The sequence below is a fragment of the Alkalihalobacillus pseudalcaliphilus genome, assembly GCF_028610675.1.
Lineage (GTDB): Bacteria > Bacillota > Bacilli > Bacillales > Bacillaceae_D > Alkalihalobacillus > Alkalihalobacillus pseudalcaliphilus.
This window is the reverse complement of sequence record NZ_JAQQWS010000001.1, coordinates 1,153,271-1,168,149: the sequence shown is the minus strand read 5'-3', so window position 1 is coordinate 1,168,149 and position 14,879 is coordinate 1,153,271. Positions and strand designations below refer to the sequence as shown.

The following is a 14,879-nucleotide window of genomic DNA, read 5'->3' as shown; positions in this document are numbered from 1 at the left end:
ACAAAAAGGGCGTTAATGTGCAGATACGGAAGAGAAAAGAGCTAGTATCTGAACAAAGAGGCGATTAATGTGCAGATATGGAAGAGAAAAGAGCTAGTATCTGAACAAAAAGGGTGCTAATGTGCAGATGCGGAAGAAAAAGTAGTCAGTATCTGAACAAAGAGGCGATTAATGTGCAGATACGGAAGAGAAAAGAGCTAGTATCTAAACAAAAAGGGTGCTAATGTGCAGATGTGGAAGAGAAAAGAGCTAGTATCTGAATAAAGAAAAATGTATTGTTCTGCTGGCACTTTGTTCAATTGAATTTTGCTTCTTTACTTGGTGGCTCTTCATTCACTTTGTTCTTGTTCTTTTTAATATTTGTTGTAAGAATGATTTTGAACTAGAGAATCAGCAGTAACCCAACGGGCGAGTTATGCTCCCATGGGACATAGTGGCAGAGCTGAAATCCGCTGGCTGCACCGATTAGCTCAGCGCCACGCGATTGTCTCGGAGCATGATTTTCGGTAGCGGCAATTAACGCTCTGCACATGAGCTTTAGCCAACTTTCATACAAAACAAACACACCATACGCATCGCATAAACATCAAGTATGATTTTGAGTACATGTTACTTGTTTAGTTATCACCAGAAAAGGGAATATTAATGTTAAATTTATCTAATTTTTTGTTGGGAGGTTGGTGGCTGGATGAGAGGTCAGTGGGGAATTATAATCGGTCTTATTGTGGCACTTATTATATCTGTTTTTGCTGTCATTAATGTTGATTCTGTTCGCGTGAATTATTTATTTGGAGAAGCAAATTGGCCGCTGATTTTGATTATTTTAGGTTCCGTCTTAATGGGAGCATTAATAGTTGGAGCATTTGGGATGGTTAAGATTTATCAGTTGCAAACAGAAATTAAGAAGCTTAAAAAATCAGGTGCTAGTATACAAGAAAATATTCAACACCCTAACGTGCATAAGCCACAAATGGATGAGAATAAAGACCATGCACCTAAGCAACAAGAAAACAATATAAATAAGTAAATATCAACATTGTCACCCCTCGAACACTCCTGTATAATGGGTAGGTCGAGGGGTGTTTGCATGTTAAATTCAAAGGCAAGATGGAAAGTGCAAGACCAGGAACAGGCAATGGTAGACCTTTTAGTAACCGAATTACAGGTCGCTCCATTAGTAGCAAAGTTACTCATTAATCGTGGGTTAACAACTCCTGAGATTGCATCAACTTTTTTAAATAAAAACCAAATTCATTATCATGATCCTTATGCTATGCATGGGATGAAAGAAACTGTAGATAGAATTCAATTAGCCGTTGAAAAGAAGGAAAAGATATTAATCTTTGGCGATTATGATGCTGATGGTGTTAGCAGTACATCGGTGATGATATATACGTTGCAAATGCTAGGTGCACAATTTGATTATTATATTCCAAACCGTTTTACGGAAGGTTATGGACCGAACGAGCCGGCATTAAGATGGGCTAAGGAAGAGGGATTTAGTCTCGTTGTTACGGTAGATACAGGGATATCTGCCGTTCATGAAGCTAAAGTGGCAAAAGATATCGGTTTAGATTTTATCGTGACCGATCACCATGAGGCGCCTCCTGTCTTACCTGATGCGTATGCGATTGTTAATCCGAAGCAGCCTGGCTGTTCCTATCCGTTTAAGGGACTTGCTGGTGTCGGTGTAGCTTTTAAAGTGTCACAGGCATTGCTTGGTAGAGTACCTAAAGAATTATTAGACATTGTTGTCATTGGAACGATTGCTGATTTAGTACCGCTAGTGGACGAAAATCGCCTCTTAGCCATGGAAGGTTTACACGCTTTGCAGTCTACCTCAAAGCCAGGTTTAATAGCTATAAAAAAAATCGCAGGCATTGATAAAGAAATGTTGGAAGCCGATCACGTAGGTTTTGCAATTGGACCTCGTATGAATGCAGCTGGCCGACTAGGTTCAGCAAATCCTGCCGTTGAACTATTAACGACAGACAAAAGTGAGGATGCAGGCTTTCTTGCTGAAGAAATTGACCAATTAAACAAAGAGCGCCAACAAATTGTTAGTACGATTGCTAAGGAAGCTGTGGAGCTCGTTGAAACGCAATATCCACCTGATGAACATGCCGTTTTAGTTATAGCTAAGGAAGATTGGAACGCAGGTGTCATTGGTATTGTTGCCTCCCGATTAGTTGAAAAGTTTTATCGTCCTACGATTGTGTTAAGTATTGACCATGAAAAAGGGGTTGCCAAAGGTTCGGCAAGAAGTATCGAAGGATTTGATATGTTTGCTGAGTTGTCAAAAAGTCGTGATATTCTTCCTCACTTTGGTGGACATCCGATGGCAGCGGGATTAACCATTTCATTGGAACATCTAGATGAACTAAGGGATCGTTTGCAAAAGCAAGCGAGTGAAGTACTAAGTGAAGATGATTTCATTCCTGTAAAACAAATTGATCTAGTAGCCTCGGTTGATGAGATTAGCTTAGATATTATTAAGCAAATGAAATCGCTTGCTCCTTTTGGTGTTAGTAACCCAACACCAAAAATTATGCTGGAAAAGGCTCATATTAGTGAAATGAAAAAAATAGGTAGTGAATCTAATCATTTAAAGCTTCAATTTAACCAAAATGGAACTAGCCTGGACGGGATAGGTTTTCATTTTGGTTATGCTTATGATCAGATTTCCGTACAGGACCAAGTTTCTGCTGTGGGTACTTTAAGTATTAATGAGTGGAATGGGCATATTAAACCTCAACTGATGATTGAGGATATTGCTGTGACCGAATGGCAGTTGTTTGACTGGCGCAGCGTACAAATGAATTATTTGCACAAGAAATTGTTACAAATTACAGTGCCTCATCAATATTTAGTTGCATTTCAAGAGGATACACAGGTAAAATTGGGACTGGAGTCTGAAAAAGTCTGGTCATTTGATCAACTTAAAGAAGAAGCGATCTCTTTTGAGCAGGCAGCCGTTATTTTGCTTGATCTGCCAATTAGTGAACAAGATCTCACACATTTGTTTGCTGAAAAAGGCCAACCTAGTCAATTGTATTGTTTGTTCTATCAAGAGGGTGATTCGTTTTTTTCAATGAGTCCAAACAGAGAGTCTTTTAAGTGGTTCTATGCATTTTTACGAAAGCAAAAGCAATTTTCTCTACAACAACAAGGTATGAAGCTTGTAAAATATAAAGGCTGGACAAAGGATACTATATCGTTTATGGTACAAGTGTTTGTGGAACTTGGTTTTATTCGTTATGAAAATGGATGGATTACAGTGGAAGAGAACCCAGAGAAGAAAAGTTTATCAGACTCGATAACGTTCCAAAAGCAGGAGCAACAAAGAAAACTCGAGAATGACTTTGTTTATTCATCATTTGAGCATTTGAAATATTGGTTTAGTCAAGTGTTTGAAAAGGATCAAAGAGAAAGTACAATCAAGGAGACGGTATAGACATGGATTTTAAAGAGCATTTAACGATTGTAGAGGATTACCCAAAAGAAGGAATTCGCTTTATTGATATTACGACTTTAATGCAAAACGGTGAGGCTTATCGTCACGCTGTTGATCAAATGGCGGAGTATGCGAAGAGTAAACAAGCTGATGTAGTCATTGGTCCAGAGGCACGCGGTTTTGTAGTCGGCTGTCCAATTGCTTATTCTTTACAAAAAGGATTTGTACCTGTACGTAAAAAAGGAAAGCTTCCTCGAGAAGTTATTGAGGTTGATTATGGTCTTGAGTATGGGAAGGATTGTTTAACAATTCATAAAGATTCTATCCAAAAGGGTCAACGAGTTTTAATTGCTGATGATCTGCTAGCAACAGGTGGTACGATTGAAGCGACAATTAAAATGGTCGAAGAGCTTGGTGGGGAAGTAGTTGGAATTGCTTTCTTAATTGAACTTGGCTTCTTATCTGGAAGAGAGCGTTTGAAAGGTTATGATATATTTTCACTAACGACCTATGATGAGGAATAAATAAATCGAAGACAAGCGGTGTTAATTGCTGCTTGTCTTTTTTTATATTCTAGCGAAATGAGCGAGCATTTGTATGTAGTTACTCATCTATAAAAAAATCTTTGCCTATCATTATTGTCTGTCGACTATTGTTTACGCGGTTATGTTCGTGCGTGTCAAGTATACAAGTATCCACCTGAATAGAATTTCATTCAGCTGGTAAATATTTTTTTAGTTATTCCGACAAAATTCTTTTCTTTCTCTTTACATAGCTGTTAAACTTAATGATAATAGAAATAATATGAACCTAACAGGTGATTCCATGACAATCGATCAAGTATTACAAAAGGCGAGTCAGTATTTAAATAAAGAGGACGTCGCTTTTTTAGAAAAAGCATATTTGTATGCAGAGAATGCTCATAGTGGCCAATATAGAAAATCAGGTGAACCGTATATTTTACACCCAATTCAAGTGGCGGGTATTATTATTGAGCTTCAACTTGACCCTAATACGGTGGCGGCTGCATTTTTACATGATGTTGTTGAAGATACAGATGTCTCAATTGAAGATATAGAAGAAGCATTTAATCAAGAAGTCGCCATGCTTGTTGATGGTGTAACGAAATTAAAGAAGTTTAAATATAAATCCAAAGAAGAGCAGCAGGCTGAAAATCATCGCAAAATGTTAATCGCCATGGCAAAGGATATTCGTGTCATTATGATTAAATTAGCCGATCGTCTTCATAACATGCGTACTTTAAAGTACATGCCCCCAGAAAAGCAGCGTGTGACTTCTAATGAGACGTTAGAAATATTTGCACCACTTGCTCATCGATTAGGGATTTCCACAATCAAATGGGAACTAGAAGATACCGCCCTTCGTTATCTAGACCCGCAGCAGTATTATCGAATTGTGAACCTAATGAAGAAAAAGCGTGCCGAACGTGAAGAATATTTATCTGATGTGATGGAACGGGTAGATGATGATTTAAAGACGGTCTTTATCGAAGCGGAAATTTCTGGGCGTCCTAAGCATATCTATAGTATTTATCGTAAAATGGTCTTGCAAAACAAACAGTTTAATGAAATCTATGATTTATTAGCAGTCCGTATTATCGTGAAGAACATTAAGGATTGTTATGCCGTTTTAGGGGTTATTCACACGCTTTGGAAACCAATGCCAGGAAGATTTAAAGATTATATTGCGATGCCTAAAGCCAATATGTATCAATCCTTACACACAACGGTTGTTGGACCTCATGGAGATCCTTTAGAAGTGCAAATTCGTACAGAAGATATGCACCGTGTAGCGGAGTTTGGGGTTGCTGCCCATTGGGCTTATAAAGAAGGAAAAGCTAATATTACGACTTCTGGTTCATTTGAGGACAAGCTAAGTTGGTTTAGAGATGTCATTGAGTCACAGAATGAGACAAACGATGCACAAGAATTTATGGAATCACTCAAAATGGACCTTTTTTCTGATATGGTTTTCGTTTTTACACCTAAGGGTGATGTGATTGAACTTCCTCGAGGTTCAGTTCCATTAGATTTTGCTTATCGCATTCATAGTGAAATTGGTAATCGTTGCATTGGTGCAAAAGTGAATGGAAAAATGGTAACATTGGACCATGAGCTGAAAACGGGCGATATTGTGGATGTGATGACATCTAAGCATTCTTATGGACCAAGTCAAGATTGGATAAAAATTGCCCAGTCTTCCCATGCTAAAAATAAAATTAAGCAATGGTTTAAGAAAGAACGTCGTGAGGACAATATCGTCAAAGGAAAAGAGACGATTGAGCGTGAAATAAAAGCAATGGACTTCGAGCCTAAAGAAGTGCTCACACATGAGAATTTAGTAGAAGTAGCCAATAAATTCAGTTTTACTGGTGAAGAGGACATGTATGCAGCTGTAGGTTATGGCGGTATTAGTGCCAAACAAATTGTGAATCGTTTAACAGAGAAATTACGTAAGCAATTAGACCAAGAACAAGAAGAGCAATCTTTGGCGGATGCTTTATCAGATGTTCCTTCGTTTACGCCAAAGAAAAAGACAAACACAGGAGTGCGTGTAAAAGGTGTCGATAATTTATTAATTCGATTATCAAGATGCTGTAATCCGGTTCCTGGGGATGAGATCGTTGGTTATATTACGAAAGGTCGGGGTGTATCTATACATCGGGCCGATTGTTCGAATATGCAAGAAGAAGGGCTTGAGGCTCGTCTACTTCCTGTTGAATGGGAAGGGAATTCTAATCAAGCTAAGTCCTATAATGTCGATATTGAGATTACCGGTTTTGATCGAAATGGCATGCTTAATGAAGTATTACATGCCGTTACAGAATCAAGAACGTCTATTAATGCCGTTTCAGGACGTTCTGATCATCGCAATAAAGTAGCAACAATTCATATGACGATTTTGATTCGCAATGTTGATCACTTACAAAAAGTAGTGGATAAAATCAAACAAATAAAAGATATTTATTCGGTTAGAAGAATCATGCATTAAGTAGAGTTTGTCAGCGTCTCTTATCGAACGCTGACTTTTTTCTTGAAAATTAATAGATAATTGAGGTGTACATAGTGAGAATCGTATTACAACGTGTCAAACAATCATCTGTAACAGTTAATAATGAGGTTGTAGGAGAAATTGGTCATGGTTTCATGCTTTTAGTAGGTATCACCCATGAAGATAGCGAAGCAGATGTAGATTATTTAGCAGAAAAGCTAGTGAATACACGAATCTTTGAAGATGAAGATGGAAAGATGAATTTATCGTTATTACAGGTCGGAGGGGCGATTTTATCCGTTTCGCAATTCACCTTATATGGTGATATCCGTAAAGGAAGACGACCTAATTTTATGGCAGCGGCGAAACCAGACCGTGCCAAGGAACTTTATGAACAATTTAACCGAAAGCTTCGAGAAAAAGGCGTTCAAGTCGAAACAGGAATTTTTGGAGCGATGATGGATGTCTCCCTCATTAACGACGGACCCGTAACCTTAATTCTGGAAAGTCCTATAGAGAACAAGTAAAAATTAAACAGTCAAAAAAAGACCATCAACGAGTATGAAAGAATAATTTTACCTGGTGGATTTACGGTCACTTTAATTTTTATACAAAACCCATGGCTGTGCCCCATTCACTTCGCCACCAACAAATATGAAAGTCATCTATCGCCAACTTAACGATATATTAAGCTTTGTACAGATACTGACTCAAACCTTGGAGTAATTACACGAAAAAGGCTGAACGCGACAGTTACTCGAGTGGAGAGGGTGAGTAACTGCACAAAGAGAGGGTTAATGTGAAGATACGGAGGCAATTCCTTGTAGTAACTGCACAAAGGCCACTCATGGATAGTGACGACTTCTTAACCTGTTGATACGTTTACAACTAGTCCTCTCCAAATATATAAGTAGGGTTTCAATCTTTAACTGGTGGCTTTTCATTCATAAACGGTTTTGAGGATTCTACACTTTGCCGTAGCCCCGCCCATGTAACTTTCATACAAAAACAATTTATTAACGTGTGAAATCCCTCTTTTTTGGTCATGCTATAAAAAAAGCAAAAAAAGGGGAGCTTTTCATGCGGGCAAGTCACAAACAACAAATGCATACACAACAGGTACAGCCAATCTTCCATGTTGATTATCATAACTTTATGGAAAAAGAATCGCTACAAACAAATTTTGAACTAGCACAGGAATTTGGCTTATCATTACGTGAAATAAAAACGCTAAAACAAAAGCTCATGCGCAATTAACCTATTGACAAGAGAATCATTCATTTCGTATGATAGATATCAATATTAACAAATGACCATTCCGGTGAAGAGGAATAGTAATCAAGACTCCAAATTTGTTAGAGAGGAGAGGCCGTGGCTGTAAGCCCTCCAAATTTGCCTTGATGAATGAACACCTTGGAGGAGTTTTTCTGAAAAGTTTCGAACTGAGTAGGAAAAGACGTTTCGTAGGCGTTAACTACTTGAAAAGTGGAGTTTTATTTAAAACTCAATGAGGGTGGCACCACGGGAATATAAATCTCGTCCCTGATGATTTAGGATAATCATCAGAGACGGGATTTTTTTAATTGTCAGATGAAATAAAGGAAAGCATCTCATGTTCATGATGATAAGAAGAATACGCGGGGTGCGAGCAGAAAAAGCAGAAGGAAGCCTGAGCAATTAGAAATACACAATCGAGAAAAAAGAACCGAGCAAGTAGGAGGAAAAGTAATGAACATTCAAATTCCACGTGGGACGCAGGATATTTTGCCAGGAGATGTGGAGATCTGGCAGTACATTGAAGAAACAGCAAAGAAGGTATGTGAGCGCTATAACTATCAAGAAATACGCACGCCTATCTTTGAGCATACAGAATTATTTCAACGTGGTGTTGGTGATACAACGGATATCGTTCAAAAAGAGATGTATACTTTTACGGATCGAGGTGAACGAAGCCTGACACTACGCCCTGAAGGAACGGCTGGTGTCGTTAGGGCATTCGTTGAGCATAAGCTTTTTGGACAACCGAGCCAACCAACGAAATTATTTTATACAGGCCCGATGTTTCGTTATGAAAGACCACAAGCAGGAAGAATGCGTCAGTTCGTTCAATTTGGCGTTGAAGCTTTAGGTAGTGCTGATCCGGCGATTGATGCAGAAGTATTAAGTTTGGTTATGCGGATTTATAAGGAGTTAGGTGTTTCAAACTTGAAGCTTGTCATTAATAGCTTAGGAGATACAGAAAGTCGTACAGCACATCGTGATGCGTTAATGAATCACTTTAAGCCAAGAATTGATGAGTTCTGTACAGATTGCCAAAGTCGTCTAGAGAAGAATCCACTCAGGATTTTAGATTGTAAAAAAGACGCCAAACACCCATTAATGGGAACAGCACCATCAATTCTAGAATATTTAAATGAGGAGTCAAGTCAATATTTTGAGCAAGTGAAAGCTTACTTAGATGCGATTGAATTACCGTACGAAGTAGACCCAACTCTTGTTCGTGGTCTTGATTATTATAATCACACGGCTTTTGAGCTCATGGCTGAAGGTGACGGATTTGGTGCAATTACAACGCTTTGCGGTGGTGGGAGGTACAATGGATTGGTAGAAAGTCTTGGTGGTCCATCAACACCAGGAATTGGTTTTGCTTTTTCAATTGAGCGTCTCATTATGGCACTAAAAGGACAAAATCAATTACCTAATGTAACGAATCAAATTGATTGTTATTTAGTGGCATTAGGAGAGTCTGCTAAACCAAAAACGTTCGCATTACTTGACCAGTTACGTGCTAATGGTCTAAAAGCTGAAAAAGACTATCTAGATAGAAAAATGAAAGCTCAGTTTAAGGCAGCTGACAGGTTGAAGGCTCGTTTTACAGCGATATTAGGTGAAGAAGAGTTAGAAAAAAAAGTGATTAATGTAAAAGATATGGAAACAGGAGAGCAAAAACAAGTAGAACTAGACAGCTTTGTTACTTATATAGAGAATCAGATAAAGGGAGGAAACTAGGATGACTGTACGCACACATTGTGGCACCATCGTGGAAGGAAAAGTAGGAGAGCAAGTATTAATTAGAGGTTGGGTACAAAAGCGCCGTGATTTAGGTCAAGTTATCTTTTTGGATGTTCGTGACCGTTCTGGTATTGTTCAAGTTGTATTTAGCCAAGAAACAAGTCAGGAAGCATTGGCTATTGCAGAAAAGATTCGTAATGAATATGTGTTAGAGATTGAAGGAACGGTTGTTGCTCGAAATGAGCATACGATTAACGAGAAATTAGCTACAGGTAAAATTGAAATTCATGCTAACCGAGTTGAAATTCTTAATGCATCAAAATCACTACCTTTTCAAATTGAGGCAAATACGGATGCTTCCGAAGATATTCGTTTGAAATACCGTTATTTAGACCTTCGACGTCCTGATATGCAAGAAACGTTTAAGCTTCGCCATCAAACAACCAAAACGGTACGTGAGTTTTTAGATAATCAAAGCTTTATGGAAATTGAAACGCCAATGTTAACAAAAAGTACACCTGAAGGCGCCAGAGATTATTTAGTACCAAGTCGAGTTCATCCAGGCGAATTTTATGCATTACCGCAGTCACCACAAATTTTTAAACAGTTATTAATGGTTTCGGGCTTTGAGCGTTATTATCAAATTGTTCGTTGCTTCCGTGATGAGGATTTACGAGCTGACCGTCAGCCAGAATTCACACAAATTGATATAGAGACATCTTTTATGGATAAAGAAGAGCTTTTAGCAATGACAGAACAAATGATGGCAAAGCTCATGAAGGAAGTTCGTGGGATCGAAATCACCGTACCATTTGCTCGCCTAACGTATGATGAAGCTATGAATCGTTATGGGTCAGACAAACCTGATACACGTTTTGGAATGGAGCTTATTGATTTAACTGAGGCTTTACATGATACAGATTTTAAAGTATTTAAATCGGCTTTAACTACAGGTGGTACAGTAAAAGGTTTGAACCTAGAAGGTGGTGCTGATCAATTATCACGTAAAGAAATTGATGCATTAGCTGACTTTGTTAAGCAATACGGTGCCAAAGGACTTGCTTGGTTAAAGGTGGAGGAAGAAGGCCTAAAAGGACCAATCGCCAAATTTTTCACGGATGAGCAGGCGAAGAGACTTATAGAAACCATGTCTGCTAAAACAGGGGATTTATTATTCTTTGCCGCAGATAAAAAACAAGTTGTCTGGGATAGCTTAGGTGCACTTCGCCTGAAATTTGGCAAGCAGTTTGGCTTAATTGATGAATCCAAATATAACTTCCTATGGGTTGTCGACTTCCCGTTAGTTGAATACGATGAAGAGGCGAAACGATTTGTTGCCTTACACCATCCGTTTACAAGCCCATTAAAAGAAGATATGAGCTTACTTGCGACAGATCCTGGAAGTGTTCGTGCAAATGCGTATGACCTTGTTTTAAATGGTTACGAATTAGGTGGAGGCTCACAACGGATTTACCAGCGTGACATTCAAGAGCAAATGTTTGCAGCACTTGGGTTCACACCAGAAGCTGCAAAAGAAGAATTCGGCTTTTTATTAGAGGCATTTGAATATGGTACACCGCCACACGGTGGAATCGCACTAGGGCTGGACCGAATGGTGATGTTATTTGCTGGACGTACGAACTTACGTGATACGATTGCTTTCCCTAAAACAGCAAGTGCAAGTGATTTATTAACCAATGCACCGAGTGACGTAAGTTTAGAGCAACTACTTGATTTAAATTTGTCAGTGATTAGAAAGAAAAGCGAATAAGAGTGTAGAAAACTCCATTGACAAATCTAACAACTTAACGATATAATCTGAATAACTTAAAAATGACATGTGAACTTATCTAGAGTGGTGGAGGGAACTGACCCGTCGAAGCCCGGCAACCTATTTGTTAGCCAAACAAATAAAGGTGCTACGTTCAGCAGAGTAAAGCTCTGAGAGATAAGAAAAGGCAGATGAAACCTTTCCTTATTGGAAAGGTTTTTTTACATAATGAAGCATATAAAGGGGTGCTGTTAAATGAAAGTAGGTTTAATGGGTTTTGGGACGGTCGGTCTAGGTGTTGCAGAGCGATTAGCTACGGTTGCACACACATTGCAAGGCCAGTTTGGGGAGGCCTTGACGATTGAAGGCATATTAATACGCGATAAAGATAAATATCAACAATCATTACAAGGAACAAGTTTTGTATCCGTTATTACGAGTGATTGGAATGAATTTTCGAAAAAGTGCGATTATGATTTGGTATTTGAAGCGATTGGTGGGCTAGAGCCTGCCTACCAATATACAGAATTTTTCTTGGAAAAAGGTACACCCGTTATTACGGCAAATAAAAAGCTAGTGGCCGAGTATGGAGAAACTTTAGAGGACTTAGCTGAACAGAGGCAGACTTATTATGGTTACGAAGCCGCGGTTGCAGGTGGGATTCCGATTATTAATGTGTTGCGTGGGATTATCCCGACGACTGAAATATTTCGGGTAAGTGGCATCTTAAATGGAACAACGAACTATATTTTAACTGAAATGAAGGAAAGGAATCTTTCATTTGATGAAGCTCTAGCACAAGCACAGCAATTAGGGTATGCCGAGAATGATCCGACTGATGATATTGATGGATTTGATGCTTGGTATAAAATTAGGATTTTGACTAAATGTTGTTTCGGAATTTGGCCAAAAAAGGAGCAAGTAACAAGAGAAGGAATTCGGTATGTTGAGGGTTGGCAACTAGAATTAGCCCAACAACTTGGTTTACAGTTGAAGTTAATCGGGACATCTGAGTGTCATCAAGGACAAATCAAGGCCAAGGTAGAGCCTGTGTTTTTAGCAAAAGAGGAGTCATATACAGCCGTTAATGGAGTGACGAATGCGATTCAAATTGAAGGACCAATGATTGGCGAGCTTTTATTTACAGGTCCCGGTGCTGGCAAGGAAGCAACTGCAAATAGTATGGTCGAGGATTTTCTGTTTTTGAGTAGGTTCGGAACGGGTAATTCTTATAATACGTATAAAACGAAAAAACAAGGTGAGGTAAGTAATGGTAAGTGGCAACCAGAAAAAGCTGAAAGGTATTATCTGGCCTTTAGTAAAGCTGCAAGCGTAGATATTCATCATTACCTCCATCCAGAAGCAATCGTTGTTCATAAACAACATGGTCTGGATGGGGACGCTTATTTAGTGAAAGGGGAGTTCAATGACGTAACAACGGGACTTGAGATTTTTTCGATTCAGGGCGAGCTAACTGAAAAGAGCTGGCAAGAATCACTCGTACTCGGTCGTCTCACTTCTTAATTTCTTGAAGACATTAATAAATTCAATCGGATTATGGCGAATATGAAAAGTACGAATACCTTTTGTTGTATGAATATATAAGTAACCTATTGCTTTTTCTTCTTTTAACCGAAAGGATATGTCTAAAATTGATTTAATAGAAAACCGTTCTGTTTTTGCATGTATGTATTCATGATCGATTTTTAAATCAAAAGAGGTTTCGACAATTTTCTTTTCAATTAAACCAATTTCTTGTTTGACTTCTATGCAACGTTGAATGGCTAGTGGTTCCATTTATACACATCCTTTTAAAACTAATAATAGAAATTGCTCGTTCTAATTTGTATATCTAATGTACCATAGTGATAAAAAGGGTGGCAAATAGGATAATAGTCTGAAAATTATAACAAAAGGTTGAAATAGATGGTCAGTCATCGTATAATAACGTTAATTATTAGAAATCCTGTGATGTGCGTTATCATTAAACGTTTTGAGCCAACGTTTTTTGAACGGGAGCCAAAGGTTGCCTTTTGGATTACATGCCTAGTGAGAGCTTGGACTTAAAAAGAAGGGCACGGGGCACCCACCTGCTTGAGCAGGTTCAAAGCTTTAGTCGAACACGGCATTTACGGGATTTCTTCACGTCTTAAATAGGCTAGCTATCTTTATGGATAGTTAGCCTTTATTTTATATGAAAGTTACTTATGGGCGATAGTTTGTGCCGTGAAGTTAGCTGGTCATCTATCTCGCGATCAATGACCTTAGTAGGACAGTGCTCCCAGTTTAGTCAGGCCGACTCCTAATGGTGATCGAGTTGTAAACGCTCCAACAGTTTGAACAGTCGCCACTACTTTCATCTTTGTTGGTGGCGAAGTGAATCGGGCTTCGCCATGTGCGATTGAAATCAGCTTTTAGAACAGGCTATATAAATAGCAATCTGAGTCTGTGGGTGGAGCCGTTTTTCAATGAGGCCATTATACTCTAAATAATCAAGGTGACCAATGACCTCAGACATGACAAGTGGAAATTGGCTTTGATAACGGTGTGCATACATCTCAAGTGCAATTGCATTACCTGTTTGAAAGCCTTGGCGAATTAACTTTAGAATACGCTCTGCTTTTTGATTAATTTGTTCAATTCGTTTTTGAATTAACTCCTGAGGAGAATCGATTACTTGGCCATGACCGGCATACACTCTGGATAAAGGGAGTTTCAAACATTTTTCTAATGAGTGCTTATGTTCAATTAACGTTAAGAGGCGATTCCCTTGTTGGTCTGGTTCAACAAGGGCATTGCTAGAAATGTGCTCAATCAATAAATCTCCTCCAAATAAGATTTGCTGTTCTCTTAAATAAAAACCAACTTGATCCGGTGCGTGTCCCGGGAAAGTGACTACTTCAAAATCTTCATATTGTGTAGGTATTGTTTGTAAGTCTACGTCAATTTTTTGCTTCGCATTATCCATTATCGCTTTCTGTAAATACTTAATTTGCCTCTGTCCAGCTTCATTACAGTCCATTTCCCGATAAAGTTTTTCAAAAAAATCAATACGTGTTTGTAAAAAATCTAGGTCCCTTTTTAAACGGGGGAAGGCGATAGGGTGTACATAGACAGGCAGTGAATGCTGCTTCGTTATGTAGTTAACTAAACCAACATGATCAATATGGTGGTGAGTTAGTAAAATAGCAGTTAGATCATTTAATGAAAAGCCAAATTGTTGTAAAGCGGAATCAAAGGCTTTTTCGTATTTAGGATGGTGATAACCGGCATCAATTAACAAGAGTTTTTGATTCATTTTTACAAGATACATGTTAATTGAATGTAAGCCCGATGTTTCTTCATTAATCATGATTGGAAAAATTTGTTGTTCATCCATTGGTTACCTCCGACCTTAGATAAGGGGCATTTTGAGTATATTACTTTTATTCTAATTGTACAAAAAGAGTAAAGTCTAGTAAAACCGTTGCTCAAGTATGATGTAATGTTGTAAGTAAGAAAGCGAGTGAGGAGTACCCTATATGAACTGTGTTAGGTTTTTTACGTATAGTTACTCACTACATTGTCTTAAATTACTTACAATGGAAAGCCGTTTAATTGTAGTTACTCAGCGACTTGTAAATGTTTTAG

General features: G+C 38.4%; 11 protein-coding genes, 1 other RNA gene, 1 riboswitch and 1 other annotated feature. Of the genes, 10 read left to right on the top strand and 2 right to left on the bottom strand.

Going from position 1 to position 14,879, the window contains the following annotated elements:
* The first annotated feature begins 688 nt into the window (after positions 1-688).
* From PQ479_RS05885 to PQ479_RS05845, 9 genes are all read left to right on the top strand, one after another.
* A complete protein-coding gene (locus PQ479_RS05885; RefSeq protein WP_047988598.1) occupies positions 689-1,027 on the top strand; it encodes a LapA family protein in 339 nt (112 codons plus the stop codon).
* Positions 1,028-1,087: 60 nt separating this feature from the next.
* Complete coding sequence (gene recJ, locus PQ479_RS05880) at positions 1,088-3,454, top strand: single-stranded-DNA-specific exonuclease RecJ (RefSeq protein ID WP_047988599.1); 2,367 nt, start codon at positions 1,088-1,090, stop codon at positions 3,452-3,454.
* 2 nt (positions 3,455-3,456) lie between these two features.
* Positions 3,457-3,978, top strand: coding sequence for an adenine phosphoribosyltransferase (locus PQ479_RS05875; protein WP_047988600.1), 522 nt, complete (start codon positions 3,457-3,459; stop codon positions 3,976-3,978).
* Between the two features lie 301 nt (positions 3,979-4,279).
* Positions 4,280-6,466, top strand: coding sequence for a RelA/SpoT family protein (locus tag PQ479_RS05870; protein WP_047988601.1), 2,187 nt, complete (start codon positions 4,280-4,282; stop codon positions 6,464-6,466).
* A gap of 74 nt (positions 6,467-6,540) precedes the next feature.
* Positions 6,541-6,993 carry a D-aminoacyl-tRNA deacylase gene (gene dtd / locus PQ479_RS05865; RefSeq protein ID WP_047988602.1) on the top strand — a complete coding sequence of 151 codons (453 nt, stop codon included), beginning with the start codon at positions 6,541-6,543 and terminating at the stop codon, positions 6,991-6,993.
* Positions 6,994-7,546: 553 nt separating this feature from the next.
* Positions 7,547-7,723 (top strand): hypothetical protein, encoded by a 177-nt coding sequence (locus PQ479_RS05860; protein ID WP_273716824.1) that lies wholly within the window; start codon positions 7,547-7,549, stop codon positions 7,721-7,723.
* Between the two features lie 55 nt (positions 7,724-7,778).
* Positions 7,779-8,013, top strand: a binding site (T-box leader).
* Positions 8,014-8,194: 181 nt separating this feature from the next.
* Complete coding sequence (hisS, locus tag PQ479_RS05855; protein ID WP_047988603.1) at positions 8,195-9,475, top strand: histidine--tRNA ligase; 1,281 nt, start codon at positions 8,195-8,197, stop codon at positions 9,473-9,475.
* A gap of 1 nt (position 9,476) precedes the next feature.
* On the top strand, positions 9,477-11,249 hold the full coding sequence (gene aspS, locus PQ479_RS05850; protein WP_047988604.1) for an aspartate--tRNA ligase: 1,773 nt from the start codon (positions 9,477-9,479) through the stop codon (positions 11,247-11,249).
* Positions 11,250-11,321: 72 nt separating this feature from the next.
* Positions 11,322-11,433: riboswitch (SAM riboswitch) on the top strand.
* 71 nt (positions 11,434-11,504) lie between these two features.
* On the top strand, positions 11,505-12,773 hold the full coding sequence (locus PQ479_RS05845; RefSeq protein ID WP_047988605.1) for a homoserine dehydrogenase: 1,269 nt from the start codon (positions 11,505-11,507) through the stop codon (positions 12,771-12,773).
* On the opposite strand, the gene PQ479_RS05840 is transcribed toward PQ479_RS05845, so the two are convergent.
* Positions 12,744-13,046: a hypothetical protein gene (locus PQ479_RS05840; protein WP_047988606.1), complete on the bottom strand. Its 303-nt coding sequence runs from the start codon at positions 13,044-13,046 to the stop codon at positions 12,744-12,746. The two genes, PQ479_RS05845 and PQ479_RS05840, sit on opposite strands and share 30 nt — an antisense overlap.
* Before the next feature lie 163 nt (positions 13,047-13,209).
* On the opposite strand from PQ479_RS05840, the gene ssrS reads away from it, so the two are divergent.
* A non-coding RNA gene (gene ssrS / locus PQ479_RS05835) (6S RNA) lies at positions 13,210-13,391 on the top strand.
* 265 nt (positions 13,392-13,656) lie between these two features.
* On the opposite strand, the gene PQ479_RS05830 is transcribed toward ssrS, so the two are convergent.
* Positions 13,657-14,628 (bottom strand): MBL fold metallo-hydrolase, encoded by a 972-nt coding sequence (locus tag PQ479_RS05830; RefSeq protein ID WP_047988607.1) that lies wholly within the window; start codon positions 14,626-14,628, stop codon positions 13,657-13,659.
* Between the last annotated feature and the right edge of the window lie 251 nt (positions 14,629-14,879).